This window comes from Amycolatopsis sp. NPDC004378 (genome assembly GCF_053602455.1).
This window is the reverse complement of record NZ_JBSGDR010000001.1, coordinates 952,298-978,520: the sequence shown is the minus strand read 5'-3', so window position 1 is coordinate 978,520 and position 26,223 is coordinate 952,298. Positions and strand designations below refer to the sequence as shown.

At 71.6% G+C, this 26,223-nt stretch carries 21 protein-coding genes; 10 read left to right on the top strand and 11 right to left on the bottom strand.

The annotated features are described in order from the left end of the window. Positions 1-11: 11 nt before the first annotated feature. Both ACWEN0_RS04800 and groL read left to right on the top strand, forming a co-directional pair. Positions 12-1,493 (top strand): serine/threonine-protein kinase, encoded by a 1,482-nt coding sequence (locus tag ACWEN0_RS04800; RefSeq protein WP_451968955.1) that lies wholly within the window; start codon positions 12-14, stop codon positions 1,491-1,493. Positions 1,494-1,717: 224 nt separating this feature from the next. Beyond that, on the top strand, positions 1,718-3,346 hold the full coding sequence (groL, locus tag ACWEN0_RS04795; RefSeq protein WP_003085442.1) for a chaperonin GroEL: 1,629 nt from the start codon (positions 1,718-1,720) through the stop codon (positions 3,344-3,346). Positions 3,347-3,413: 67 nt separating this feature from the next. Here the strand turns inward: groL and ACWEN0_RS04790 are convergent, their stop codons facing one another. The 3 genes from ACWEN0_RS04790 to ACWEN0_RS04780 all read right to left on the bottom strand — a co-directional run bounded on the left by ACWEN0_RS04790 (position 3,414) and on the right by ACWEN0_RS04780 (position 5,501). Continuing rightward, on the bottom strand, positions 3,414-3,737 hold the full coding sequence (locus tag ACWEN0_RS04790; protein ID WP_451968953.1) for a hypothetical protein: 324 nt from the start codon (positions 3,735-3,737) through the stop codon (positions 3,414-3,416). 202 nt (positions 3,738-3,939) lie between these two features. Continuing rightward, complete coding sequence (locus ACWEN0_RS04785) at positions 3,940-4,158, bottom strand: PspC domain-containing protein (RefSeq protein ID WP_451968952.1); 219 nt, start codon at positions 4,156-4,158, stop codon at positions 3,940-3,942. 413 nt (positions 4,159-4,571) lie between these two features. After that, positions 4,572-5,501: an o-succinylbenzoate synthase gene (locus tag ACWEN0_RS04780; RefSeq protein WP_451968951.1), complete on the bottom strand. Its 930-nt coding sequence runs from the start codon at positions 5,499-5,501 to the stop codon at positions 4,572-4,574. Between the two features lie 72 nt (positions 5,502-5,573). Here ACWEN0_RS04780 and ACWEN0_RS04775 point away from each other — a divergent pair, with 72 nt between their 5' ends. Further along, a complete protein-coding gene (locus tag ACWEN0_RS04775) occupies positions 5,574-8,372 on the top strand; it encodes an AfsR/SARP family transcriptional regulator (RefSeq protein WP_451968949.1) in 2,799 nt (932 codons plus the stop codon). Between the two features lie 111 nt (positions 8,373-8,483). Here ACWEN0_RS04775 and ACWEN0_RS04770 read toward each other — a convergent pair whose 3' ends face one another. The 3 genes from ACWEN0_RS04770 to ACWEN0_RS04760 form a co-directional block, all read right to left on the bottom strand. Continuing rightward, positions 8,484-9,329: a DUF72 domain-containing protein gene (locus tag ACWEN0_RS04770; protein ID WP_451968947.1), complete on the bottom strand. Its 846-nt coding sequence runs from the start codon at positions 9,327-9,329 to the stop codon at positions 8,484-8,486. A 238-nt stretch (positions 9,330-9,567) separates the two neighbouring features. Further along, complete coding sequence (locus ACWEN0_RS04765; RefSeq protein ID WP_451968945.1) at positions 9,568-10,329, bottom strand: DUF4253 domain-containing protein; 762 nt, start codon at positions 10,327-10,329, stop codon at positions 9,568-9,570. A gap of 300 nt (positions 10,330-10,629) precedes the next feature. Next, positions 10,630-12,276, bottom strand: coding sequence for a DNA repair helicase XPB (locus tag ACWEN0_RS04760; protein WP_451968942.1), 1,647 nt, complete (start codon positions 12,274-12,276; stop codon positions 10,630-10,632). A 62-nt stretch (positions 12,277-12,338) separates the two neighbouring features. Between ACWEN0_RS04760 and ACWEN0_RS04755 the strand changes: the two genes are divergently transcribed. Beyond that, positions 12,339-12,938, top strand: a complete 600-nt coding sequence (locus tag ACWEN0_RS04755; RefSeq protein WP_451968940.1) for an LppU/SCO3897 family protein — start codon at positions 12,339-12,341, stop codon at positions 12,936-12,938. Positions 12,939-12,944: 6 nt separating this feature from the next. Here ACWEN0_RS04755 and ACWEN0_RS04750 read toward each other — a convergent pair whose 3' ends face one another. Further along, a complete protein-coding gene (locus tag ACWEN0_RS04750; protein WP_451968937.1) occupies positions 12,945-13,910 on the bottom strand; it encodes an ABC transporter substrate-binding protein in 966 nt (321 codons plus the stop codon). Positions 13,911-14,097: 187 nt separating this feature from the next. On the opposite strand from ACWEN0_RS04750, the gene ACWEN0_RS04745 reads away from it, so the two are divergent. The 6 genes from ACWEN0_RS04745 to mdlC all read left to right on the top strand — a co-directional run bounded on the left by ACWEN0_RS04745 (position 14,098) and on the right by mdlC (position 22,734). Further along, a complete protein-coding gene (locus tag ACWEN0_RS04745) occupies positions 14,098-16,833 on the top strand; it encodes a sensor histidine kinase (RefSeq protein ID WP_451968934.1) in 2,736 nt (911 codons plus the stop codon). 12 nt (positions 16,834-16,845) lie between these two features. Further along, a complete protein-coding gene (locus ACWEN0_RS04740; protein ID WP_451968932.1) occupies positions 16,846-17,523 on the top strand; it encodes a copper homeostasis protein CutC in 678 nt (225 codons plus the stop codon). A 505-nt stretch (positions 17,524-18,028) separates the two neighbouring features. Further along, positions 18,029-18,241: a hypothetical protein gene (locus ACWEN0_RS04735; RefSeq protein ID WP_451968930.1), complete on the top strand. Its 213-nt coding sequence runs from the start codon at positions 18,029-18,031 to the stop codon at positions 18,239-18,241. 46 nt (positions 18,242-18,287) lie between these two features. Beyond that, positions 18,288-19,250 carry a tetratricopeptide repeat protein gene (locus tag ACWEN0_RS04730; RefSeq protein WP_451968927.1) on the top strand — a complete coding sequence of 321 codons (963 nt, stop codon included), beginning with the start codon at positions 18,288-18,290 and terminating at the stop codon, positions 19,248-19,250. A 169-nt stretch (positions 19,251-19,419) separates the two neighbouring features. Continuing rightward, positions 19,420-21,066 carry a S53 family peptidase gene (locus tag ACWEN0_RS04725; protein ID WP_451968925.1) on the top strand — a complete coding sequence of 549 codons (1,647 nt, stop codon included), beginning with the start codon at positions 19,420-19,422 and terminating at the stop codon, positions 21,064-21,066. A gap of 81 nt (positions 21,067-21,147) precedes the next feature. Then, on the top strand, positions 21,148-22,734 hold the full coding sequence (mdlC, locus tag ACWEN0_RS04720) for a benzoylformate decarboxylase (protein ID WP_451968923.1): 1,587 nt from the start codon (positions 21,148-21,150) through the stop codon (positions 22,732-22,734). A 16-nt stretch (positions 22,735-22,750) separates the two neighbouring features. On the opposite strand, the gene ACWEN0_RS04715 is transcribed toward mdlC, so the two are convergent. The 4 genes from ACWEN0_RS04715 to ACWEN0_RS04700 are packed head-to-tail and all read right to left on the bottom strand — an operon-like array spanning position 22,751 to position 26,219. Next, positions 22,751-23,713, bottom strand: coding sequence for an ABC transporter substrate-binding protein (locus tag ACWEN0_RS04715; RefSeq protein WP_451968921.1), 963 nt, complete (start codon positions 23,711-23,713; stop codon positions 22,751-22,753). 21 nt (positions 23,714-23,734) lie between these two features. Then, on the bottom strand, positions 23,735-24,598 hold the full coding sequence (locus ACWEN0_RS04710; RefSeq protein ID WP_451968920.1) for an ABC transporter ATP-binding protein: 864 nt from the start codon (positions 24,596-24,598) through the stop codon (positions 23,735-23,737). A 20-nt stretch (positions 24,599-24,618) separates the two neighbouring features. Continuing rightward, the gene (locus ACWEN0_RS04705) at positions 24,619-25,452 is read right to left on the bottom strand and encodes an ABC transporter permease (RefSeq protein WP_451968919.1); all 834 of its coding nucleotides are present in this window, start codon (positions 25,450-25,452) and stop codon (positions 24,619-24,621) included. Continuing rightward, positions 25,449-26,219: an ABC transporter permease gene (locus tag ACWEN0_RS04700; RefSeq protein ID WP_451968917.1), complete on the bottom strand. Its 771-nt coding sequence runs from the start codon at positions 26,217-26,219 to the stop codon at positions 25,449-25,451. Before ACWEN0_RS04700 ends, ACWEN0_RS04705 begins: the two co-directional genes overlap by 4 nt. Positions 26,220-26,223: the final 4 nt, after the last annotated feature.

Sequence of the window (26,223 nt, the reverse complement as noted above, 5' to 3'; positions counted from 1 at the left end):
GGCTGCCGGGCGTGACAGGCGATGTGTCGGGGGACCTCACCGGTCGCCGGCTGGGCAACTACCGCATCGACGGGGTGCTCGGCAAGGGCGGCATGAGCGTGACCTACAAGGCCACGGACGTGCGTCTCGGCCGCAAGGTGGCGCTGAAGGTCATCGGTGACCACCTCGGGGCCGACGCCGAGTTCCGCGAGCGGTTCGTCGACGAGGCGCGCAACACGTCCGCGATCGACCACGCCAACGTCGTCCCGCTGTACGACTTCGGCGAGCTCGACGGCATGCTCTACATCGCCATGCGCATGGTCGACGGCGGCGATCTCGCCGGCCTGATCGCGGGCGGCCCGATCGCGCCCGCGCGCACCCTGACCATGCTCGACCAGGTCGCGGACGCCCTCGACACCCTGCACAACCGTGGTCTGGTCCACCTCGACGTCAAGCCGGCCAACGTGCTCGTGACGAAGAAGGAGACGTCGCGCGAGCACGTCTACGTCGCCGACTTCGGGCTGACCCGCCGCGGCGCGACGGGCCACCGGACGCGCGGCGGTGACTTCCTCGGCTCGCCGACGTACGCGGCGCCCGAGCACCTGCGCGGCGAGCCGCTGGACGGGCGGACCGACCAGTACGCGCTGACGTGCGTCCTCTACGCCTGCCTCACCGGCAGCCCGCCGTTCAAGGGCGACGTGCCGACGGTGATCAAGGGCCACCTCAACGGCGACCCGCCGGCGATCTCCCGCGCCGTCGCGCTGCCGCCGGCGATCGACGAGGTCATCCGGAAGGGGATGGCGAAGAACCCCGCGGACCGCTACCCCAGTTGCGTCGAGATGATCGCGGCCGCCCGCCGCGCGCTCGGCCCCCTCGCGGTGTCGGACACCCCACCGGGTCCGCCGGGGTCCAATTCGGGTGGAATCCCCGCGCCGCAGCGCTCCGGTCAGGTACAACAGGGGCCGCACCAGAACAGCGCACCGCAGGGAGAGGGGGCCCCCGTGCATCCGTACGGAGGACAGCAGCAGCCCGGCTACGGCCAGGGCCCGCAAGGTCCCGGCGGTCCGCAGGGGCCGCCGCCGGGGATGCCCCCGCAGGGTCCGCCGCCGGGGTACGGCTACCCGCAGCAGCAGCCGGGGATGCCGCCGCAGGGCATGCCCCCGCAGGGTTACGGCTACCCGCAGCAGCCGGGCATGCCGCCGCAGGGCCCGCCGCCCGGCTACGGCCAGGACCCGATGCGGCTGCGCCCGCCGATGCCCGCCGGTGGCGCGGGCGCGTTCCACCAGCCGAAGAGCGGCGGTGGCAAGAAGTGGATCTTCATCGTGCTCGGCCTCGTCGTGGTGGCCGGCCTGGTCGTGGGCGCGATCTTCCTGTTCGGCGGCGGCGACAGCGGCGGCGGTGGCGGCCAGACCACGGCCCCCAACATCCCGGTCGGCCCCGGTGACTCGCAGAGCAACCCGACGTCGTCGCTGAAGACGCCGCCGCCGTCGATCTCCATCAAGCCGAGCAGCTGAATCCGTGCGGCGCTGAGCAGGTCTTCTTGCACTCTCACCCGGAGAGTGCTAAACACGGTCTTGGCACTCGACGCCGTCGAGTGCCAAAGGTCGGGACGGTGAGGCTGACCCCCACCCGGGTCCAGTCGTCCGTCGCGGGCACCGAGCCTGGCCGAGGAAGAGTCCTGCCGCCGCCGCTGTAGACCACGTGGCGGTGGCGCCCAATACCGGAGGACCACACCGCAATGGCCAAACTGATCGCGTTCGACGAGGACGCCCGCCGCGGTCTTGAGCGCGGCTTGAACACCCTCGCCGAAGCCGTCAAGGTGACCCTCGGCCCGCGGGGCCGGAACGTCGTGCTCGAGAAGAAGTGGGGCGCGCCGACCATCACCAACGACGGTGTCTCCATCGCCAAGGAGATCGAGCTCGAGGACCCGTGGGAGAAGATCGGGGCCGAGCTCGTCAAGGAGGTCGCCAAGAAGACCGACGACGTCGCGGGTGACGGCACCACCACCGCCACCGTGCTCGCCCAGGCCCTCGTCCGCGAGGGGCTGCGCAACGTCGCCGCCGGCGCCGACCCCATCTCCCTCAAGCGTGGCATCGAGGCGGCCGTCGAGGCCGTCACCGAGCAGCTGCACAAGGCCGCCGTCCAGATCGAGACCAAGGAGCAGATCGCTGCTACCGCCTCGATCTCGGCCGCTGACCGCACCATCGGCGAGCTGATCGCCGAGGCGCTGGACAAGGTCGGCAAGGAAGGCGTCGTCACCGTCGAGGAGAGCAACACCTTCGGCCTCGAGCTCGAGCTCACCGAGGGCATGCGCTTCGACAAGGGCTACATCTCCGGTTACTTCGTGACCGACCCGGAGCGTCAGGAAGCCGAGCTGGAGGACCCGTACATCCTCCTCTTCGGTTCCAAGATCTCCACCGTCAAGGACGTGCTGCCGCTGCTGGAGAAGGTCATCCAGTCCGGCAAGCCGCTGCTGATCATCGCCGAGGACGTCGAGGGCGAGGCCCTGGCCACCCTCATCGTCAACAAGATGCGCGGCACCTTCAAGTCCGTCGCCGTCAAGGCCCCGGGCTTCGGTGACCGCCGCAAGGCGATCCTGCAGGACATCGCGATCCTGACCGGTGGCCAGGTCATCTCCGAGGACGTCGGCCTCAAGCTGGAGAACGCGGACCTGTCCCTGCTGGGCAAGGCCCGCAAGGCCGTCATCACCAAGGACGAGACGACCATCGTCGAGGGTGCGGGCGACGCCGACCAGATCCAGGGTCGCGTCAACCAGATCCGCGCCGAGATCGACAACTCGGACTCGGACTACGACCGCGAGAAGCTGCAGGAGCGGCTCGCGAAGCTGGCCGGCGGCGTGGCCGTCATCAAGGCCGGCGCCGCGACCGAGGTCGAGCTCAAGGAGCGCAAGCACCGCATCGAGGACGCGGTGCGCAACGCGAAGGCCGCCGTGGAAGAGGGCATCGTCGCCGGTGGTGGCGTGGCCCTGATCCAGGCCGCCGAAGCCGCGTTCGCGGGCCTGAAGCTCGAGGGCGACGAGGCCACTGGCGCCAACATCGTCAAGGTGGCCGTCGAGGCCCCGCTCAAGCAGATCGCGATCAACGCCGGCCTCGAGGGCGGCGTCGTGGTGGAGAAGGTCAAGGGCCTGCCGCAGGGTCACGGCCTCAACGCCGCCACGGGTGTCTACGAGGACCTGCTCGCCGCCGGCGTGCCGGACCCGACGAAGGTCACCCGGTCCGCGCTGCAGAACGCCGCGTCCATCGCGGCGCTGTTCCTGACCACCGAGGCCGTCGTGGCGGACAAGCCGGAGAAGGCTTCGGCCGCTCCCGCCGACCCGTCCGGTGGCATGGGTGGCATGGACTTCTGAGTCCGGTCGCTTTCCCGGAAAGCCCGGTCCGCTTCGGCGGGCCGGGCTTTCTCTTTGTGCACACAGCTCATGGCTTCGTGAAGAACCAGACCGCGTAGGCGCCGAGGATGACGACGCCGAGCGCGAGCACGCCGAGGCCCCCGAGCCAGGCGGTGCTCGCTTCTTCCGCCTCCAGCGCGACGACGATGGCGCCGATCCCGGTGAGCAGGATCCAGATGGCCAGGGCCGCGGCGGTGTAGAGCACGGTCTTGGTGACGGTCGCGCTGCCGGTGTCGTCGAAGGCGAGCGCGAAGAAAGCGGAGAAGGCGGTCAGCCCCAGCCCGGCGATCAGGTAGAGCCCGCCGAGGATCCCGACGACGACCTTCGCGGCCGTCCTGCTCCCTTGATCCACGACCGCGAACCCTAACCCCTCGAACGGGATTCGCGTCCGGGTTTTGCGCCGCTCAGCGCAGCACAGTAGGCCGAACGGCCCGGACGTCCCCTTGGCGTCCGGGCCGTTCTCGTACCCCCGCGCGAGCGTCCCCCGACGCCCGCGTCACATCCCCGTCGTCCGGCGGGCACCGGCTCCCCCTGCGAGCCGGCGCCCGCCCGCGTCAGGAGTCCTCTTCCGGCGTCAGGATGGCGGCGGCGACGTAGACCGGGATGGCGATGCCGACGGAAAGGAACACGGCGGCGACCATGCCGATGCGCAGCACGCTGGCGTCGATGCCGAGGTAGGTCGCCCAGCCGCCGCAGACGCCGGTGAGCATCTTGTCGGTCTTGCTGCGGCGGAGCTTCTTGGTGGTTTCCGGGGTGTACACGCTGTTCGTCATGGCTCAATAGTGGCTCCGGCCGGGGTCCCGCCACATCGGGAACGGCCCGGACCCCGACCCTGAACTCCGCCTCCGGGAAAACCAGGTGCCCGCACCCGGGCGCGCCGGTCCAACTTCGGACCGTGAAACACGACATGCCCGAGTTCGCCGCGATCGCCGAGCGGGGGACGATCCTGCGCTGTCAGGTCGGTCCGGCCTGCACGGCCCGATCGCCGAGCCGTGGCTGTCCTGGCTGCGCGACCTGCGGCGCGGGAAGCACGCAGCAGGAGGCGGTGGCAGCAGCGGCGGAGCTCGAGACCGGCTCGACCGGCTGGTCCGGGGCGCGTCGCCGCTGCCGGAACACCCGGACCGCGCCTGGGCCGACCAGTGGCTGGTGCGCGCCTACGGTCAGGCCTGGCAGGCGGCGTGACCACTCACGACAAGCCGCGCACCCGGTCGAGCCGGGCCGTCCACGCCGCTTCGACGTCGGGCGGTGCCGGGTATGCGTCCGTGGGCTCGGGTGCTTGGCGCAGCACCGGCAGGTGGCCGTCCACAGGGGACAGTGAGTCCGCGCAGACGTCGCCCTCCAGCAACGAGATCGTGCCCAGTCCGCACGCGAAGTCCAACGACGGCAACGCGCCCGCCAGTGCCAGGCCGGCCGCCAAGCCCACGCTCGTCTCCACCGCCGATGACACCACGCACGGCAGCCCGCACGCCTCCGCGACCTCCAGGGCCCGGCGGACCCCGCCCAGCGGCGCCACCTTCAGCACCGCGATGTCCGCCGCGCCCGCGACCGCCACCTTCAACGGATCCTCGGCCCGGCGGATCGACTCGTCGGCCGCGATGCGGACCCGCACCCGCCGGCGGACCGCCGCCAGGTCGTCGATCGTCGGGCAGGGCTGCTCCGCGTACTCCAGGCCGCCCGCCGCCTTGTCGAGGTCCGTGATCGCGCGGACCGCCGTGTCGACGTCCCAGGCCATGTTCGCGTCCACGCGGATCGCGCCCGCCGGGCCGAGCGCGTCGCGGACCGCCGCCACGCGGTCGCAGTCGTCCGCGATCGACGACCTCGGGTCCGCGACCTTCACCTTCGCCGTGCGGCAGCCGGAGGCTCGCACCAGCTCGTACGCCTTCTCCGGCGAGACCACCGGCACGGTCGTGTTCACCTCGACCCGGTCGCGGACCGGCGCCGGCCAGCCGGCCTCGCTCGCTTCCAGTGCCGCCTGCAGCCAGGGCACGCTTTCGGCGTCCGAGTAGTCGGCGAACGGGCAGAACTCGCCCCAGCCCGCCGGGCCGCCGAGCAGCACGCCTTCCCGGACCGTGATGCCGCGGAACCGGTTGCGCAGGGGGATCGCGTAGACCTTCATCGTCGCCGATCATGCCATCCCGACCTTCGGCAAACGGCTGCCGATCAGTGCGGTTCCCGTCAGAATGACCCCGTGGTCCTCGACTTCCGCGTGCTGGGTCCGGCCGAGGTCACGGCCGATGGCCACCCGGTGCCGCTCGGGGGGAGCCGGCCGTTGATCGTGCTGGCCGGGCTGCTGCTGCGCGCGAACCGGGTCGTGCCGGTCGACGAGCTGGGCCGCTGGCTCTGGGACGACGATCGCCGCCGCTCGAAGGGCGCGCTCCAGACGTATGTGCTGCGCCTGCGCCGGGCGCTGGGCGACCAGGTCGCGATCCGCACCGAGAGCGGCGGCTACCTGATCGAGCTCGACGACGACCTGCTCGACCTCGCCCGGTTCCGCGGTCTCGCCACCCGCGGCAAGGCCGCGATGGACCGCGGCGAGAGCCGCCAGGCGGCCGCGCACTTCGCCGGGGCGCTCGCGCAGTGGCGGGGCCCGGCGCTGCTGAACGTCGAGTCGGACGCCCTGCACCGCGACGAGGTCGGCCAGCTGGCCGAAGAACGGCTGCGCGTGCGCGAGCAGTGGGCGGACGCCCTGCTCGACGTCGGCGAATACGGCACCGTCGTGCCCGAACTGGCCCGGCTGACCAGGGAAAACCCGCTGCGGGAGCGGTTGCACGAGCAGCTGATGGTCGCGCTCTACCGGTCGGGCCGCCAGGCCGAGGCGCTCGACGTCTACCGCCGGATCAGCGGGGTCCTGGCCGAGGAGCTCGGGCTGGACCCCGGGCTCTCGCTGCAGCGCACCCGTCAGGCGATCCTGACCGGAGCCGCCGCCGACGACCCGGCCGGCGGCGCGCGGCTGGCGCGCTACCGGCTCGGCGTCGAGCCGCAGGTGCCGCACCAGCTGCCCGCCGACCTGCCGACCTTCTCCGGGCGCGAGTGCGACCTCAAGGCGTTGCACGCGCTGTTGCCGGAGGCGATCGAGGCCGATACGTCGACGCCGATCGCGTCCGTCGAGGGCATGGGCGGCATCGGCAAGACGACCTTGGCCGTGCACTTCGCGCACGAGGTCGCCGACCGGTTCCCCGGCGGGCAGGTCTACGTCAACCTGCGCGGCTATGGGCCCGGCGAGCCGGTCGAGCCGGCGGCCGCGCTGGAGGCGGTGCTGACCGCGCTCGGCGTGCCCTGCGACCAGATCCCGGACGACCTCGACGGCCGCGCCGCGAGCTGGCGCACGCACAGCGCGGGGCGGCGGCTGCTCGTCCTGCTCGACAACGCCAACCGCACCGAGCAGGTGCGCCCGCTGCTGCCGGGGCCGGGCTGCCTGGTCGTGATCACCAGCCGCTGGCAGCTGCGCGCGCTGGTCGCGACGCACGGCGCGCGGCGGATCGCGCTGGAGGAGCTCGGCGAGGAGGACGCGGTCGAGCTGCTCGCGTCCACGATCGGTATCGAGCGCGTCGCGCGCGACCCGGCGGCGACCGAGCGGTTCGTGCGCTACTGCGGCGGGCTGCCGCTGGCCATCCGGATCCTCGCGGTCCGGGCCGCGCAGTTCCCCGACCTGCCGCTCGACGAGTTCGTCGACTCGCTCGACAGCGACCTGCTCGGCTCGTTCGACCTCGCCGACGGCGAAGGCACGAACATCCGCTCGGTGTTTTCGTACTCGTACCAGGCTTTGGAGCCGTCGACGGCACGGTTGCTGCGCCTGCTCGGGCTGCCCACCGGCGTCGACTTCACCGCGCCGGCGGCCGCCGCGGTCGCCGGGCTGGACCTCGCGACGACCCGGCCGATGCTGGAGACCCTCGCCGCCGCGCACCTGCTCGCACAGCCGCGGCCGGGGCGCTACCAGTTCCACGACCTCATCCGGGCGTACGCCGGCGAAGTCGCTTCGCGGGTCGACACGCCTTCGCAGCGCGACGCCGCGTTGGACCGGCTGCTGGACTGGTACCTGGCGTCGGCGCTGAACGCGTCCCGGCGGATGCGGCCGGAGCGCTACTACCGGCTGCTGGAGCTCGACGACCTCGCCGGTGGTCTGGCGTTCTCCGAGTACCACGAGGCGCTGGCCTGGTTCGGCGAGGAGTCCGGCAACCTGATCGCCGCGGTCCACCTGGCGCGGCGCCGGCGTGACGACGTCTGCTGGAAGCTGGCTTGGCTGCTGCAGAGCTACTTCGTCACGCGCTCGCGGCTCGACGACTGGCGTTCGGTGTTCGCCGTGGCGCTCGAGGCGGCGCGCGCGAGCGGCCACCGGCCGGGCGAGGCGGGCATCCTGAGCGGGCTCGGCGTGGTCAACGGCGTCGCGCGGCAGTACGACGAGTCGCGGCGCTACCTGGAGCAGGTGCTCGCGATCCAGCGCGACCTCGGCGCGCGCGAGGGCGAGGCGCGGGCGCAGTACAACCTGGCGATGGCGGCGCACAACCTCGACGACTACGCCTGGGCCTACGAGCACGGGATGCAGGCGCTGGAGATCGTCCGCGAGCTGGGGCTGGGGGCGCTCGAGGCGAGCGTGCTGCGGGCGCTGGGCGACATCTGCACCTCGATGGGCGACCACGAGCAGGCCCTGCGCCTCGCCGACGCGGCGCTGGCGGTGCTGGGCCCGGACGGCGAGCCGGTGGACACGCGGTTCACGGTGCACACGCGCGGCCTGGCGCTGGTGGGGCTGGGCCGCGTGGACGAGGGCATCGCGTGCATCCGCGACTCGGTCGAGATGTTCTTCGCGATGGGCGAGCAGTACGAGGCCGCGGACGTGCTGGCCCAGCTCGGCACGATCCACCTGCGGCACGGGGATCGCGGCCTGGCGCGGGAGTGCTGGCTGCGCTCGGTCCGGCTGCTGACGGAGCTGGGCCACCCGGACGCGGACGACGTGCGCTCGAAACTGGCGGCCCTGGTGGGCGCGGGCTGACCGCGGCGTCGGGGGCGGAAGGGCGGACCGCCCGCGTGCCGACCCCCAGCGACAGCACGCAAGCCGGTCCGGCCCGCCTTGTCACCCAACCCGATCGCGCTCACTGTCCGCTCACTGTCCGGTCGGCGGGGCCACGCCGAGCAGGCCGGCCAGGGTCTCCGCGTTGCGGGGTGCCTCGACCTTCACGTCGTTGTCGAAGTAGACGTGGACGTCCCGGGTGCCGTCTTCGTGCCAGGCGCGGATCTTGTCGGCCCAGGCACGCAGCGCCCGGTCCGAATAGCCGCTCACGTACAGCTCCTCGTCGCCGTGGAGGCGGACGTACGAGAAGTCCGCCGTCTGCTCTTCGATGAGCGGCCACCGGCCCGCGGTGTCCGCGACGACCAACGCGATCCCGTGCTTGCGCAGCAGCGCCGCCGCCGCGGGCTGCGCGAAACTCGGGTGCCGGACCTCCAGCGCGTGCCGCAGCCGCTTCCGCGGGCCGGCCTGGAGATGAGGCGTTCCCTTCAGCTTGTCGTCGTGCTTGGCCGCGAGGTGGGCCGCGTCGGTCGTCGTGCGGGGCAGCAGGGCGAAGAACGTCGCGAGGCGGTCGGGGTCGAACGTCAGTCTCGGCGGCAGCTGCCAGAGGAACGGGCCCAGCTTCGCGCCGAGCGCCAGCACGCCGGAGGCGTAGAAGTTCGCGAGCGCCGTCTCGACGTCGCGCAGCTGCTTCATGTGCGTGATGAAGCGGCCGCCCTTCACCGCGAAGAGGAAGTCCGCCGGGGTCTCGTCGAACCAGGCGCGGAACCGTTCCGGGCGCTGCAGCGAGTAGAACGAGCCGTTGATTTCGACCGCGTTCATCCGCCGCGACAGGTATTCGAGCTCCCGCCGCTGCGCGAGTCCCGCCGGGTAGAACTCCCCGCGCCACGGCGGATAACGCCACCCCGACGTGCCGATCCGGATCTCGGCGATCGTGCTCACCGCCTTCCCGCGGTGGGTGATGCCCGCTCCCGGGCGGGGACAAACGCGGCCGCGAGGCCGCCGTCCGGACGGGTGGACCGCCGGACGGGACAGCCGACCCAGATTCGCGGACGCCCGTCTGACGGGGCCCTTGAAGCGCTTGCTCACGGGTGGCCTCCGGCCGGCCACACCCAGGGGGTGGGTGCGGCGATTCCCTTGCGCACGGGGAACCCCCGCTCCGGCCGCCGGACCCCGTTCCTCACGCCCAGGAGAACCGCCAGACCCGCGACTGCACCAGATCCGACGCGTACTCGCGCAGGTTTCCGGGCTGTCCCGCGAAGGTGGGCAGGCTGAACGCCCGGTGCTCCGCCGCGACCGACAGCGCCCGGGCCTGGTTGCGCGGGGGCGCCGACACCGACAGCTCCAGCGTGTCGAACCCCAGCACCACCAGCGTCGCGCCGAAGCGCTCCTCCCAGCTGCGCAGCACCGCCGACAGCTCGGCCACCTGGTCGGTGTACTTGATCATGCCCGTCCAGCCCAGCAGGGCTGGGATGTCGGCCGGCCGCTCGGTCTGGACCAGGCCGAGCCGGTGCGGGGCGCGCGTCGCCAGGATCGAGCCCGTGTTGCCCGCCTCCGCCAGCGGGTCGGACCTGCGCGGGCTGCGCTTGGCCAGCCCCGGGAAGCGCGCGCCGAACGGCCGCAGGCAGGCGCCGTCGCAGCACGACGCGTCCCACCAGCGGTCCAGCGCGCCCGCCGCGTCGGCCGTCGCGACCCGGTGGCCGGCCGGGGCCAGGCGGCCGCGGTCGTCGATCCAGTCCTCGCCGTTCGCCGCGAAGCGCTGGTCGTGCGGGATCAGCACCGGCCACAGCCCCGACCGCTCGAACTCGGCCACGCAGCCGAGGTAGCGCTCGGGCCGGGTCAGCGGCAGGTCGGACACCCACAGCCGGCCGTGCCACGACCCCGGTGGCAGGGTCTGGACCGGCGGCGCGGGCGTACCGGGGCGGAGCGGTGCGATCGTCATGGACGTCCCCTCGAACTTGTGTTCGGCTGGTGCATGTCGAACAGTAGTTCGAGGGTCTGACAATTTCCAGAGTTCGGGCCGCTCATCCGTTCGAGTGAATCCGCAAATCCGCAGGTCAGAGCCGTTTCTGAAACGGCTGTGGCGGAAGTTGTTCCTGTGACGATCCGCTGGGCCGAAGGGGTTAGCGCGCCGGAGCAGGCCGCGTTGAGCGGGCTGGGCGTGGCCGCGATGAAGCCGCGGATCGGCAAGCCTCGCCCGCGATCGTGACGTGGCGGCGAGGGAGCGGCGGCAAGGACCCGGCTAGAGCGGCCGGAGCAGGTCGTCCGCGTCGACGATGTGGTACGCGTACCCCTGCTCCGCCAGGAAACGCTGCCGGTGCGCCGCGTACTCCGTGTCGACCGTGTCGCGCGAGACGATCGAGTAGAAGTGCGCCTGACGGCCATCGCCCTTGGGGCGCAGGAGGCGGCCCAGGCGCTGGGCTTCTTCCTGGCGTGAGCCGAACGTGCCCGAGATCTGGATCGCCACCGACGCCTCGGGCAGGTCGATCGAGAAGTTCGCGACCTTCGACACGACCAGCGTGCGGATCTCGCCGCGGCGGAACTTGTCGAAGAGCTCTTCGCGCTCCTTGTTCTTCGTCGCACCCTGGATCACCGGGGCGTCCAGCTCGTCGCCCAGCATCTCCAGCTGGTCGAGGTAGGCGCCGATCACCAGGGTCGGCTCGCCCGCGTGACGCTCCACAATGGACTTGATCACCGGGGTCTTGGTCTGCGCCGTCGCCGCCAGCTTGTAGCGCTCGTCGGCCTCGGCCGTGGCGTACTCCAGGCGTTCGGCGTCGGTCAGCGTCACGCGGACCTCGGTGCACTCCGCCGGCGCGATCCAGCCCTGCGCCTCGATGTCGCGCCACGGCACGTCGTAGCGCTTCGGCCCGATCAGCGAGAAGACGTCGCCTTCGCGGCCGTCCTCGCGCACCAGCGTCGCGGTGAGGCCGAGGCGGCGGCGGGACTGCAGGTCCGCCGTCATCCGGAACACCGGCGCCGGCAGCAGGTGCACCTCGTCGTAGACGACCAGGCCCCAGTCGCGCGAGTCGAACAGCTCCAGGTGCCGGTACTCGCCCTTGGTCTTGCGCGTGATCACCTGGTACGTCGCGATGGTGACCGGCCGGATCTCCTTCTTCTCGCCGGAGTACTCGCCGATCTCCTCCTCGGTCAGCGACGTCCGCGCGATCAGCTCGCGCTTCCACTGCCGCCCGGCGACCGTGTTCGTCACCAGGATCAGCGTCGTGGCCTGCGCCTTCGCCATGGCGGCCGCGCCGACCAGCGTCTTGCCCGCGCCGCACGGCAGCACGACTACGCCCGAGCCACCCGCCCAGAACGCCTCCGCGGCCATCCGCTGGTAGTCGCGCAGGTGCCAGTCGCGCTCGTCGAGCGCGATCGGGTGCGCTTCGCCGTCGACGTACCCGGCGAGGTCTTCGGCGGGCCAGCCGACCTTCAGCAGCGCCTGCTTGAGCCGCCCGCGCTCGCTCGGGTGGACGATGACGGTGTCCTCGTCGATCCGCGCGCCGAGCATCGGGCTGATCTTCTTGTTCCGGACGACCTCGGTGAGCACCGCGCGGTCGGTGGTCGACATGACCAGGCCGTGCGCCGGGTGGTTCGCGATCTGCAGCCGGCCGAACCGGCCCATCACGTCGACGACGTCGATCAGCAGCGGCTGCGGCACGGGGAAGCGCGAATACGTCGTCAGGGCGTCGACGACCTGCTCGGCGTCGTGCCCCGCGGCACGCGCGTTCCACAACGCCAGGGGCGTGATCCGGTAGGTGTGGACGTGCTCCGGGGCGCGTTCGAGCTCGGCGAACGGCGCGATCGCGACGCGCGCGTCATCGGCCTGGGGGTGGTCGACCTCCAGGAGCACGGTCTTGTCGGACTGGACGATCAGCGGGCCATCAGTCACAACTACTGTTATACGTGCCTCGCTCGTGGGACGAGGTGCCGAGGGGATCACTGGAGGGCACGTTGACCACACCACCGTTCGACGACAACCCGTTCCGGTCGCCGGACCACGCGGCCCCGTCCGCACCGGTGCCCGGTCGGCAGCCCATCCCGCACTGGTTCACCACGAAGGTGAAGATCACCCTCGCGGCGTGCGTCGTCCTGGCGCTGGCCCTGGGTTCGCTGGGCGCGCTGAGCATCTACTGGGCCGATCGCGCCGGCCCGCCCGGGAGCGGTGACTGCGTGTACCTGTCGCGGGAAAGCGGCGACAAGATCGCCTACCACCGCGTCGGCTGCGGCTCGGACAGCGCCGCCTACCAGGTCGAACAGAGCTACAGCGGGTCCTCGACCTGCGCCTCCAACGGGTACGTGCGGTTCAAGATCGCGGCCGGGCGGACGCTCTGCCTGGCGCTGAACGTCAGCACCGGCGACTGCCTGCGCGACGCCGACGACGAGGTCAAGGTCGCCAAGGTGAGCTGCACCGACCCGGCGGCGACGGAACGCGTCCAGGTCATCACCGGCCCGCACGATCCCGGCACCTGCGGAAAGGCCGACGACATCCGGTACTACGCCGGCCCGCCGACGCGCGCGGTGTGCCTGACGCCGCCGGGCGAGAGCATCTAGCCGGAGTCAGTAACTGTTCTGGTCCGGCAGCAGGCTCTGGACGTCGAGGCGGTCGGCCAGCTGGCCCGAGTTGTGCATCAGGTCGGCGACGCGCTGCAGCCGGATGCCGTTCAGCGACGTCGGGTACGAGCCCAGCGAGATGAGGGCCGCCGTCGTCGTGTCGATGTCGGAGAACTTCGGGAGCGCGTCGCGGACCACCGCCGGGTCCGTCGCGCTCTGCTGGGCCGCGCCCAGCGCCGTGCGGAACGCCGCCAGCGTGCGCGGGTTGGCCTGGGCGAACGGCTTGGCCGACGAGTAGGACGACAGCGGGAAGTCGAGCGTCGCGCCGCGGGCGCCGTCGGCCAGGATGTGCGCGCCGAGGTCCTTCTCCGCGCGCGTGATGTACGGCTCGATCATCAGCGCCGCGTCCGCGTCGCCCGCCTGCAGGGCCTGCGGCATCCGGTCGAACGCGACCTGCTTGAACTTGATCTTCGCCACGTCGACGCCCGCGGTGCCGAGTACCGAGCGCGCGGCCAGGGCGCCGACGTCGTCGAGCATGTTCACCGCGATGTCGGGGGACTTCTTCGTCGTCGGCACGGTGTAGTCGGAGCCGGGCAGGGTGACCAGGGCCATGGTGTTCGGGCCGGACGTGTAGGCCTCGCCCTGCAGCTGCAGGGCCGTCCCGCCCGCCGCGGCGCGGAAGACCGCGATGTCGGAGGCGAAGGTGACGTCGAGGTCGCCGGCCGCCAGCTTGGCCAGCCCGTCGTCCGCGCCGAGCTCGACGAGCTGGACGTTCAGGCCCGCGGCGCCGAACTTCCCGGCCGCGACGGCGATCCGCAGCGGGGCCGTGTCGATGGCGTTGCCCACACCGACACGCAGAGTGGTCCGTTCCAATGGCGGTGGCGAGGCCGGCGATCCGGATCCGAACAGGCTGCAGCCCGCGGTCGTCAGCAACGCCGCCACCAGCGGAATCGTCAGTCCGCGTCTGATCATGAACCTTCACCTACCGCGAGAATCTGGTTCTCGTGCTGGATCGTATGGTCCGCGCCCCATACGATCGCGGGCAGGGCCGTATCGTGCCAGCGCGGCTTTCGGATCTTCATCGGGCGGGCTACCGTCCAGTAGGTTCGAGGTGTCGTCGGATCCGCGGGTTCCCTCCCGCGGCGGAAAAGGAAACCAGGTGACCCGTCGCGATCAGCGTCCCCGCAAGGGCGGCGACGCGGCGGACCCACGTCCGGCCGGCGGCCGCTGGCGGCTCCGCAACTGGCGTCTGGGCACGAAGCTCTTCGCCGTCCTCCTCATCCCCGCGCTCGCGGTGATCGCCCTCGTCGGCCTGCGGATCAGCTCGGACCTCCGTGACGCGCGGCAGCTCGCGGAGTTCGCCACCCGCGGCCGCGTCGACAGCACGGTCGCCGAAGCCATCCACGAGCTCCAGCGCGAGCGCGACCTCACCGTCCGGTTCGTCGCCCAGGACCGCCAGGGCGACACGGCCGACCTCACCGGTCAGCGCAAACGCGTCGACCAGGCGATCGGCACGTTCGAACGGACCCTCGCCGACAGTAGACCCCGGCTGGACGCGAAGGCCGGGGAAAGCCTGCAGCAGACCGACGACCGCCTGCGCGTGCTCGGCGGCCTCCGGTTCTCCGCGGAGCACTCGGCGTTCCCCGCCGACGCCGTGCTGCGCTCCTACAGCGAGCTGATCTCCGGCCTGCTCGACATCAGCGACTCGGCCGCCGCCGACGTCTCGGACCCGGAGCTCGCGCGGCTGCGCCTGGCCGGCAACGCGCTCGCCCGGATCAAGGACCAGATGTCGGTCAAGCGCGCGGTGCTGGCCGAGGCGCTCGCCGCGGGCAGCCTCAACCGCGACCGCACGCGCGCGTTGCTCGGCGCCGAAGCGGAGCTCGCCGCCGCGCGCAACGACTACCGCACCTTCGCGACGCCCGACCAGCAGCGCATGTTCGACGACACCGTGATCGGCCTGGTCGTCGACATCGGCAACGACATGGTCGAGTCGGCGCTGACCCGCACCGAAAACGGCCAGAACCTCTCCGGTCTCGACCCGAACCAGTGGGACGTCTCGGCGACGCACACCGTGAACCTCGCCCACCAAGTGCAGCAAGCCCTGCTGGTCCAGCTGCAGGAACGCACGGACGCCCTTGCGGCGCAGGCGCGCACGGCGGCGATCTGGGACGGCGGGGTCGTGCTCGGCGTACTGCTCGTCGCGGGCGTGCTGTCGGTCGTCATCGCGCGGTCCCTGCTGCGCCCCCTGCGGATCCTGCGCCGGACGGCGCTGGAAGTGGCCGAACACCGGCTGCCCGCCGCCGTGCAGAACCTGCTCACCGACCCCGAGCCCGCGCCGGAGAACCTGCGGAAACGACTGGCGGTCGCGCCGGTGCCGGTGTTCACCCGCGAAGAGGTCGGCCAGGTGGCCCGCGCGTTCGACGCGGTGCACGGCGAAGCCGTCCGCCTGGCCGGCGAGCAGGCGATGCTGCGCGAAAACGTCAACGCGATGTTCGTCAACCTGTCCCAGCGCAGCCAGGACCTCGTCGAGCGGCAGCTGTCGGTGCTCGACCGGATGGAAGCCGACGAGCAGGACCCGGACACCCTGGCCGGGCTGTTCGAGCTCGACCACCTGGCGACGCGGATGCGGCGCAACAGCGAAAACCTGCTGGTCCTGTCCGGCCACGACTCGGCGCGGGAGGACGCGGGCGCCGTCTCGGCCGACGAGATCATCGGTGCCGCGCTCTCCGAGGTCGAGCACTACCAGCGCATCGAGCTCGGCCCGGCGCCGCAGGTCGCGGTGCGCGGGGAGGCCGTCAACGACCTGGTGCACGTCGTTTCGGAGCTGCTGGAGAACGCGACGAGCTACTCCGGCGACGAGACCGTCACCGTGTCCAGTGCCGAGACCCACGACGGCGACTGGGAGATCGAGATCGTCGACCACGGCGCCGGCATGCCGCAGGCCGAGATCGACCGCACCAACGCGCGGCTCGCGCACCCGCCGGACGTCGACGTCGAAGTCTCGCGCCGGATGGGCCTGTTCGTGGTCGCGACGCTGGCCACCCGGCACCGGATCGACGTCCGCCTGAGCGCGGGCCGGGACGGCGGGCTCGTCGCGACCGTGCTGGTGCCCGCCGGCCTGATCGTCGAGCTGCCGCCGATGCCCGCGCCGCCCCCGCCCGCCGAGCCGGCCGCGGCCCCGGAACCCGAGCTGCTGGCACCGCTGGCCCCGCTCACGCCGCCGGAACCCGAGCCCGACCCGGAGCCGGAGGAGCTTTCGCCGCCGTCGATCGAGGCCGGGCCGCCGCGCCGGGCCCCCGTGGTGGCCCGCGAGCACGCGCCGGAGTGGCCGACCGCGGACGACGACTCGCACCTGGACCTCGACGCGCCGACCGAGCGGATGCCCGCCTACCGCGACGTCCTGTCGCGCTGGTTCGACGCGTCGGCGGCGCCCGAGGCGGCGCGCAAGGCCGTCGAGCCGCGCCCGGTCGCGGAGGAGCCGCGGCCGGCCGAACCCGAGCCGCGCCACGCGCTCGCCGCGCCGCCGCCCCCGCCCCCTCCGCCGCCGCTTTCCCGGGAAAGCGACCGCCTGGGGGCGGAGCTTTCCCGGGAAAGTGCCGGGGTGGGGCCAGACGACGAGGACACCGAGCCGCAGATCCGGCCCGTCACGCCGCCGGCCGCGATCGAGCCCGCCTACGAGTGGCCGACCCCGGCCGAACTGGAGCAGGAGGACGGCGCCGAGGACACCTGGCCGTTCCTGCAGCCCGCGGATTCCGCGGCGAGCCCCGGAGCGGTGCCGGAGCAGCGGCCGATACTCTCTCTTTCCCCGGAAGCGGTACGCGAGCGGATGACGAGCCTTCAAGGCGGCTTCCGGCGAGGGCGGCACGCGAGGGGAGACGACACCCGGAACCAGTGAAACGGATGAGGCATGAGCTCGAAGACGCCCCTGCTGGAAGTGATCGCGCTGGACGCGGCGGACGCCGAAGGCGCGCAGGCGGGCGGGGCCGACCGCCTCGAACTGGTGACGGACATGGCGCAGGACGGCCTCACGCCGTCGGTCGAGACGCTGCGTGACGTGCTTTCGGCGACCGACCTCCCGGTGCGGGTCATGCTGCGGGACAACGGTTCCTTCGCCGTCGGCGACCTCGAGGGGCTGCGCGCGGACACCGCCCGGCTGGTCGACGCGGGTGCGCGCGAGTTCGTCTTCGGCTTCCTCACCGTCGACAGCGAGATCGACCTGGACGCCTGCGAGGCGCTCATCAAGGAGATCGACGGGCTGCCGTGGACGTTCCACCGCGCGATCGACCGCACGCGGGACCCGTTGCGCGCGTACGACCAGCTGGCCGCGATCGGGTGTGACACCGTGCTCGCGGCCGGCCACCCGAACGGTGTAGGCAGTGGGCTTTCCGTGCTACAGCGCCTGGCACAGCGCGAAAGCGGGCCGGAACTGCTCGTCGGCGGCGGGCTGCGCGCGCAGCAGGTGCACCTCTTGCGCGCGGGCGGGGTGCGCGGGTTCCATGTCGGAAGCGCCGTCCGGCCCGGTGGCTGGCAGGCGCCGGTGGCCGCCGAAACGGTGCGCACCTGGGTGGAGCTCGTCAAATCCTGAGGGGCTGCGGAAGTCGTACGGAGTACGGCGCTCCCGTTTCCAAATCCGCAGCCGGCCGGCGGGCAATTGCGTGATCCGCCGGCCGGTCATACCAGTATTACCGGCTTTTGAATCGTTATCCTGAAATTGCATTCGGGGCTTGCGAATGCCCGTTCGCCGTCGGTTGTGCACCTGCACGTGCGTTATCGTTGTTGGGCTGCTTGGCGGCTGAAGGCTCGGCAGCTGCTGGCTATCGTGGTCGAGAAGTCGTGAAACGGTGGCGTTTCCGTCGGGGTGGGCTCGGTGCGACGGGCACGGTCGCCGTTCACCCGGATGGTCTCAAGAATTGTTCGGCCAGCACGGGAGGCGGCGCTGTGGGCGCGCGTATTCGGTTCGCGGTCAATTCGATGAGAAGTCATCAGGAAACCAGGATGTCGACCATCCGGTGGATTTCTGTCACGTGGGAGCGGTTGATTCCCCGCGGATATCGCCCGAGTGCGTCCGGAACAAGCCGGAAGGCTGAATCGTGACCAGCACGATACCGCGTCAACGCGGAACCGAAACCTCCGAAGACGAGTTCGCCAAACTGGGGCTCGGCGGCTCGCTCGCCCTCACGGGCCTGCTGGCCGCCGTCAAGATCGCGGAAACGGCCACGGGTGTGGTGCTGACCGCCGCCGGGGTGCTGCCCGGCGCCAGTCCCTCGAAGGACCGCGCTCCGGCCTGGCCCGGTGGGGAATAACCGGGGGCTGCCCGTGCCGGCAGCCCTCAACGGACGGAGGGCTGCCATGACCGGCAGTGAAGGGCGGGGCGAACCGCGGGGAACCCGCGTGGGTCTCGCCGACGTGCGGCGGCTCGAGGACGTCGTCGCGGAGCTCAGGGGCCTGGACTACCGCTACGGCGGCGGCGCCTGCCGGGCGGCCGTCGAGGCGCGCCTGCCCGCCGCCGCGGCGTTGCTGGAAGGGGCGGCCAAGACCGTCGTCCTGGCGCGGCTCTTCACGGCCGTCGCCGACATCTACAACCTCGCCGGGTGGACGAACTTCGACCAGGACCGGCCGAACGCCGCGCTGGCCGCGTTCGAGCGGGCGCTGGAGCTCGCCGTCCAGGCAGGGAACGACGATCTCCAGGCGAACATCCGGTACCGCGTCGGGCGGCTGCACCTGCACTACGGGGCCGTCGACGCGGCGCTGACGGAGTTCGAGCAGGGCCGGGACGCGGCCCTGCTGGCGCACTCGAAGCTCGCGCAGGCGATCCTCTCGGCGAACCAGGCGTGGGCGTTCGCCAAGAAGGCCGACGTCACCGGGGCACTGACCTACCTGCGCCGCGCCCGGCAGGAGTTCGCGGAGTCCGAGGGGCGGGAACCGTCGCCGTGGGCGGCGTTCTTCGGGACCACCGACATGGCGGCGATGGTCGGCACGGTGCACGCCGAACTGGCCCAGATGGTCGACATCCGGCACGGCCGCGACGGCATCCCTGCCCTCACCGAGGCGATCGCCGGGTACCCGCGGGGAATGGCGCGCAGCCGGTCGCTGACCCTGATCTGGCTGGCCACCGTGCACGCCCTCGACGGCGACCTGGACGTCGCCACCGCGGTCGGCGAGGAGGCGATCGAACTGGTCGGCGCCCTGCGGTCGCCGCGGGCCCGGCAGCGGCTGCACTCGCTGTCGGCGGCCGCGCGGCGGTTTTCCGGCAGCGCGGACGCGCAGGAGATCGTCGACCGCATCGACGATCTCGGACAATACGGACGATAATCGAACGACCATGAAAAGGTAAAACGTTCGGAAAACGAAAATGGGAACCGCGAAAGGGCAGCCAAAAGTAGGTTCCTCGGCGCGTTCGCGGCTTCTTATGCTTCTCGGCAACCTGCGGCGAGTATTGAAGCGCGCAGGCCCGGTCCCCACCGCCGAGAGGAAATTCCCCATGCGCTTGCGCAAGCTCGTCGCGGCCGCCGTGCCGCTGCCTGCGTTGCTCGGCCTCGCCGTGGCCGTCCCGGCCGCCGCGGCGTCGGAACCCCTGGTCACGCTGGCCGACAGTGCCGCTCCGCTCGTCAACAGCGCCCGCACCGGCGACGTCGCGGCCGGGCAGCCGATCACCGCGGCACTGTCGCTGAAACTGCACAACCAGCAGGCGCTGGAAAAGTTCCTCGCCGACGTGCAGAACCCGGCTTCACCGCAATACCACCACTTTCTGACCCCGGCGCAGTTCAATGCCGAGTTCGGCCCGACGCAAGCCGATGTCGACAAGGCCGTCTCATTCCTCGGGAAAGCCGGGCTCACCGGGATCGAGGTTTCCGGCAACCGCCAGGCCGTCACGTTCACCGGCTCGGCGGCCCAGCTGGAATCGGCGTTCCGCACCCGGATCGGCACCTACCACGACCAGGCCTCCGGCCGGACCTTCTTCGCCAACGACGCGGCGCCGGCCGTGCCCGCCGGGGTTTCGGACGTCGTCGGCAACGTCGTCGGCCTCGACAACCACGCGCTGCGGACGCACACCACCGCCGTCGCGAAGCCCAACGTCGTCAAGGCCGTCACGCCGCCCGTCCTCAAGACCGCCTACGGCACCAGCGGCCTGTCGGCGACCGGCAGCGGCGTCAAGGTCGGCTTCGTCGAGTTCGACGGCTACCAGAAGTCGAACATCACCAAGTACGACAGCACGTACGGCCTTTCGGCGGGCTCGGTCACGACCGTCCCGGTGAGCGGCCAGAACTACGACTCGAGCCCGGGCAACGGCCAGATCGAGGTCGAGCTCGACATCGAGGTCGTGCACGCGCTCGCCGCCGCGGCGAACGACTACGTGTACGAGGCGCCGAACACCAGCGCCGGCGAGCTGGCGATGTACCAGAAGATCGCGTCGGACCACACGGTCAACGTCGTCTCGATCTCCTGGGGCGCCTGCGAATCCGCCGAGGGTTCGAGCGCGGCCAAGAGCGTCAGCAACGCGATCGCGACCGGCACCGCGGAGGGCATCTCCTACTTCGCGGCCGCGGGCGACGACGGCACCACCGACTGCTACCGCCAGACCGGGTCGACGGCCAAGGCCGTGGACTTCCCGGCGTCCAGCCCGAACGTGACCGGCGTCGGCGGCACGCAGCTGACGGTGACGTCGTCGAACGCCTACAGCAGCGAGAAGGCGTGGAACGACGGCGCGTCGAACGGCTCGACCGGCGGCGGCATCTCGACGGTGTTCACCGCGCCGTCGTGGCAGTCCTCGCAGAGCCCGACCTACCGCAAGGTCCCGGACGTCTCCGCGGACGCGGCGAGCGGTTCGGGCTACTACATCTACACCGCGGGCGCGTGGCAGACGGTGTGGGGCACGTCGGGCGCGGCCCCGCTGTGGGCGGCGTTCGCCACGCTGCAGAACCAGGTCCACGGCGGCGGTCTCGGCAACCTGAACCCGAAGTTCTACTCGATCGGCAACGGGTCGTCGTACGGCACGGGCTTCCACGACGTGACGACCGGCAACAACACCCTGCACGGCACGACCGGCTTCACCGCGGGAACCGGGTACGACCAGGTCACCGGCTGGGGCTCGTTCAAGGGCAGCGGCCTCTCGGGCCTGATCGGCTGATCCACTTGACCCCTTCGGGCGGCGGCGTGATCCGCCGCCCGAAGGGGTTTCTTTCGCAGGGCTAAGCGTTAGCCTGGTGCCATGATCAAGCGCACGGTGCTGGACGCCACCCGCGAACTCCTCCGCGAACTCGGCCTCACCAAGGTGTTCGGCAACCCCGGCACCACCGAGGTCCCCTTCCTCACCGACTGGCCGGACGACTTCGACTACGTCCTCGGCCTCCAGGAAGCCGCCGTCGTGGCGATGGCCGACGCCTACTCGCAGGTCACGCGCCAGGCCGTGCTCGTGAACCTGCACTCCGCGGGCGGCGTCGGGCACGGCCTCGGCAGCCTCTTCAACGCCTACCGCAACCGGACGCCGCTGATCATCGTCGCCGGGCAGCAGAACCGCGCGCTCCTGCCGCACGATCCCTTCCTCGGCGCCACGGACGCGCCCGACTTCCCCAAGCCGTACGTGAAGTGGTCGGTCGAGCCGGCCACCGCCGAAGACGTCCCGGCCGCGCTTTCCCGGGCCTACCACGTCGCGACGCAGGCGCCGTCCGGGCCGGTCTTCGTCTCCGTGCCGGCCGACGACTGGACCGTCACCACCGAACGGCCCGCCATCTCCCGGCCGCGGATCCGGGGTTTCGCACCGGATCCCGAGGCGATCGAGGAGCTCGCCGCGGCGCTCGAGGCCGCCGAACGGCCGGCGATCGTCGTCGGGGGAGCCGTCGACCACGACGCCGCCGTCGTGGAGACCGTCGCCCTCGCCGAGCGCCTCAGCGCCGGCGTGTGGGTCGCGCCGATGTCCTACCGCTGCTCGTTCCCCGAGGACCACCCGCTGTTCCAGGGGTTCCTCGACCCCGAACGCGGCGCCGTCTCGGACAAGCTGGCGCAGCACGACCTCGTCGTCGTGCTCGGGGCGCCGGCCTTCACCTACCACGTCGACCGCGGGCGCGACGAAGCTCCGCTGCCGCCGCTGTTCGTCATCAGCGACGACGAGCAGATCCTCGCCCGCGCCTTCGAAGGCACCGGCATCCGGGTCACGCCGAAGCACGCCGTCCGCGCGCTGCTGAACGCGGTCCCGCGCAGCACCCGCCCGGCCCCGGCGCCGCTCCAGCGGCCCGCGAAGCCGGGCGGCGACAAGCTGACCGGTGAATTCGTCTACTCGACGCTCGCGGACCTGCTGCCGGACAACGCGATCGTCGTCGAAGAGACCCCGAGCCACCGCGGCGTCCTGCACGACCACCTGCCGATCACCTCGACCGACACGGGCTTCCTGACGATGGCCAGCGGCACGCTCGGCTACGGCGTCCCGGGCGCGGTCGGCGCGGCGCTGGCGAGCCCGGACCGCAAGGTCGTCGGCGTGGTCGGCGACGGCTCCAGCATGTACGGCATCCAGGCCCTCTGGACGGCCGCGCGCCAGGACCTCCCGGTGACGATCCTGATCCTGGACAACACGGAGTACGCGGCGGTCCGCATCCTCGGTGACGCGATCGGCGGCAAGAAGATCCCGGGAACGGCACTGGGCGGCATCGACTTCGCGGCCCTGGCGGCGAGCATGGGCTGCCAGGGCGTGACGATCACCGAGCCGTCGGGCCTGGTCCCCGGCCTGACGGCGGCACTGGCGGACGCGCGCCCGACGCTGGTGCACATCCGGGTCGCCCCCTCGGACACGACGCTGTACTGACCGGTGGCAGACGCGGCTAGCGCGCCACCATCGCCGAGACGTCGACCGGTTTCGCCAGCACGCCCGTCTTGAGCAGCAGGTCCGGCACCCGCTGCAGCTGCTTCGCGTCCAAAGTGGACTTCAGTGTCAGCAGGCCCGTGCGCGTGGCCGTGTCGGCGTCGATCTTCGCGTACTTCACCATCAGCGGCTCGATCTTCTTGCGGTCCGCCGAGGCGTCGCGCGTCGCCGCGGCCATCGCGCGCTGGAACGCCGCCAGCGTGCGGGGTGACGACGAGACGAACGATCCCAGCGCGCCGTAGCCCGCCGTCGGGAAGTCCACTGTGGACCCCGTGCCCGTGTCGGCCACCAGCACCGCCCCGGCCGTGCGCGAAGCCAGCGTGATGAACGGCTCGGTCAGGAAGCCGGCGTCGATGTCGCCGTTCTTCAGCGCCGAAACCGTGTTCGGCAGCGGGATCGGGACCCACTTGACGCCCGACGCGTCGACGTGGTTGTCCGCCAGCACCGACTTCGTCAGCGTGTCCGCGATCGTGTTCGGCGCCGAGATGCCGATCCGCTTGCCCGCGAGGTCGGCCACCGACCGGATCCCGGACGACGGCAGCGCGACCACGCCGGTCGACTTCGGGCCGGCCGACGACGCGTCCGCGACCAGCCGGATGTCCGCGGTTCCCTTGCTCTGCGCCACGAAGAACGGCGTGTAGCTCGAGTACGCGATGTCGGCCTCGCCGCCGAGCAGCTTCGTCAGCGAAGCCTGCCCGGTGGCCGCGTCGGTCGTCGAGACGTCGAGGCCTTCACGCTGGAAGTACCCGCCGTCCTTGGCCAGCCAGAAGGGGGCGGTGTCGATGGTCGACATCATCGACACCCGGATCTTCGGCTTCTCCACGGAACCTTGGGACGCCGACGGCTCCGAAGAAGAGCCGCCCAACGCCCCGCACCCCGCCAGCAGCAAGGCCGTCAGCCCGGCCAGTAGCGCCCTCTTCATGGTCCCCCCTCTGAACGAAAATCAGCTCCCGGTCTTGGTCTCCGTCACGGCCTTGGCCTGCTCGGCCAGCTCCCACTCCGCGGCGTCGGACGCGGCCGTGGCCGCTTCCGGAGCGGCGGTCCCGCCGTGCAGCAGCCGGGCCACTTCGGCGCGCAGCGTCACGAACTCCGCCGACTCGCGGGTGGTGATCTGGTCGCGTTCGGCCGGCAGCGCCACGGGCAGGTCCGCCACGATCGACGCCGGCGACTTCGACAGCACCAGCACGCGGTCGGACAGGTAGACGCTCTCGTCGATGTCGTGCGTGACGACGAGGATCGTGCTGCCCTGCTCGCGCTGCACGCGGCGGGTCAGGTCCTCGAGCTCGAAGCGCGTCTGCGCGTCGACCGACGCGAACGGCTCGTCCATCAGCAGCAGCGCGGGCCGGCTGGCCAGCGCGCGGGCGATCGACACCCGCTGCTGCATGCCGCCGGACAGCTGCCACGGGTACTTCGCGCCGACGCCGGAAAGCCCGACGTGCTCGAGCGCTTCGGCCGCCCGCTTCCGCCGCTCGGACTTCGAGATCGGCCGCCAGCGCAGGGGGAACTCGACGTTCTTCTGCACTGAAAGCCACGGGAACAGCGAGCGGCTGTAGTCCTGGAACACGACGGCGAGGTCGTCCGGCACGCCGTCGACGCGGTCGCCGTGCAGGCTGACCGTGCCCGCGGTGGACTTGGTCAGCCCGGCGATGCAGCGCAGCAGCGTCGACTTCCCGCAGCCCGAGGGGCCGACGATGCTGGCCAGCTGCCCGGCCTCGACGGTGAACGTCAGCTCGTTCACCGCGGTGTGCGCCTTGGCGCCCGTGCCGTAGGTGTGGCTGAGGCCGGACACTTCGAGCATGGTTGACATGGGGAGAGGCCTTTCCAGCGTCAGTCGCGGCCCAGGCGGGCCGGCTGCCAGGCCAGCACCCGCCGTTCCGCGGCCAGGAAGATCGTGTTGAAGACGTAGCCGAGGATGCCCAGGAGCACCAGCCACGACCACATGGTCGGGAAGTCGAAGTCCTGCTGGGCGTTCAGCAGCGACCGGCCGATGCCGTTGTAGGCGCCGACCAGCTCGGAAACCACCATCAGCAGCAGCGAGATCGACAGGCTCACGCGCAGCCCGGCGAAGATCTTCGGCGCCGCCGCGGGCAGGACCACCATCGTGACCCAGTACCGCTTCGGCGTGCGGAAGGACCGCGAGGTCTCCACCTTCACCTGGTCGACCGAGCGGACGCCGTCGACCGCGTTGAGCAGCACCGGCCACACCGCGCCGAAGATGATCGACCCGATCTGCATGCCCGAGCTCAGCCCGAACAGCACCGCGAACACCGGGATCAGCGTGGGCGGCGGGATCGAGCGGAAGAACGCGAACAGCGGGCCGAGGTAGTCCATCGCCTTCGCCGACCGGCCGACGAGCACGCCCAGCGCGACGCCGACGACCGCGGCCAGCACCCAGCCGCCGAGCATCCGGCCGAGGCTGGGGAACACGTTGTCGAACACCGCGTCGGTGAGGAAGAGGTGTGACGCGGGCCCGGTGAACCACAGCTTTGCGGCCGAGGTCGCGATCTCCGTGGGCGGCGGGAAGAACTTGCTGCCGCCGGCCCGGGCGGCGAACTCCCAGACGACCACGAGGATCGCGAAGAGCAGCCAGTTGCGCGCGACGGTGGCGGCGCCGCGGGCGGCCCGGCGGCCCACCCGCCCGGAAAGAGTCGCCGTGCTCACGCGATCGCCTCCCGGTCGACGCTGCTCCAGCGGAACAGCCGCTTGCCGAGCTGTTCGAGCCCCTCGTTGATGAGGTAGCCGAGCACCCCGGCCACCACGGTACCGGCCAGGACCAGGTCGAACCGGACCGAGCCGGTGCTGGAGACGAGGATGAAGCTGCCGAGCCCGACTTCGGACCCGGCCAGGAACTCCACGCTGACGACGGCGATCAGGGCGATGGTCGCCGACAGCCGGACGCCGGTGAAGACGAACGGCGCGGTCTGCGGCAGCGCGACCGACGACAGGATGCGGAACCGGCTGGTCCCGCACGCGCGCGCGGTCTCCATCAGCACCGGGTCGATCTCGCCCATGCCGTAGATGGTGTTGAACATGATGGGCCACAGCGACGCGTACACCGCGAGGGTGATCTTCGCGTCCGGGCCGGAGCCGATCACCAGCAGCACCAGCGGCACCAGCGCGGTGACCGGGATCGGGCGGAGGAACTCGACGATCGCGGCGGTGGCGGTGCGCAACACCGGGATGCTGCCCAGCAGCAGCCCGGCCGGCACGCCGATCGCGATGGCGATCGCGATGGCGATCAGCCAGGCGAGCATGGTCGCGATGACGTCGCGGACGAATTCGGGGTCGCCGAGCAGGTGCCCGACGGTGACCAGGACGACGCTCGGCGGCGGGATGAAGGTTTTACTGACCAGGCCGACCTGGACGACGACCTCCCAGAGCAGGAGGAAGCCGACCAGGCCGGCCAGGCCGCGGAGAAGCTTTGTCACTTCA

Coding starts and splice junctions, on each gene's coding strand:
- ACWEN0_RS04785 (WP_451968952.1), bottom strand. CDS start 4,158: ATGACGAACAGCGTGTACACCCCGGAAACCACCAAGAAGCTCCGCCGC.
- groL (WP_003085442.1), top strand. CDS start 1,718: ATGGCCAAACTGATCGCGTTCGACGAGGACGCCCGCCGCGGTCTTGAG.
- mdlC (WP_451968923.1), top strand. CDS start 21,148: ATGATCAAGCGCACGGTGCTGGACGCCACCCGCGAACTCCTCCGCGAA.
- ACWEN0_RS04715 (WP_451968921.1), bottom strand. CDS start 23,713: ATGAAGAGGGCGCTACTGGCCGGGCTGACGGCCTTGCTGCTGGCGGGG.
- ACWEN0_RS04710 (WP_451968920.1), bottom strand. CDS start 24,598: ATGTCAACCATGCTCGAAGTGTCCGGCCTCAGCCACACCTACGGCACG.
- ACWEN0_RS04725 (WP_451968925.1), top strand. CDS start 19,420: ATGCGCTTGCGCAAGCTCGTCGCGGCCGCCGTGCCGCTGCCTGCGTTG.
- ACWEN0_RS04765 (WP_451968945.1), bottom strand. CDS start 10,329: ATGACGATCGCACCGCTCCGCCCCGGTACGCCCGCGCCGCCGGTCCAG.
- ACWEN0_RS04750 (WP_451968937.1), bottom strand. CDS start 13,910: ATGATCAGACGCGGACTGACGATTCCGCTGGTGGCGGCGTTGCTGACG.
- ACWEN0_RS04740 (WP_451968932.1), top strand. CDS start 16,846: ATGAGCTCGAAGACGCCCCTGCTGGAAGTGATCGCGCTGGACGCGGCG.
- ACWEN0_RS04730 (WP_451968927.1), top strand. CDS start 18,288: ATGACCGGCAGTGAAGGGCGGGGCGAACCGCGGGGAACCCGCGTGGGT.
- ACWEN0_RS04780 (WP_451968951.1), bottom strand. CDS start 5,501: ATGAAGGTCTACGCGATCCCCCTGCGCAACCGGTTCCGCGGCATCACG.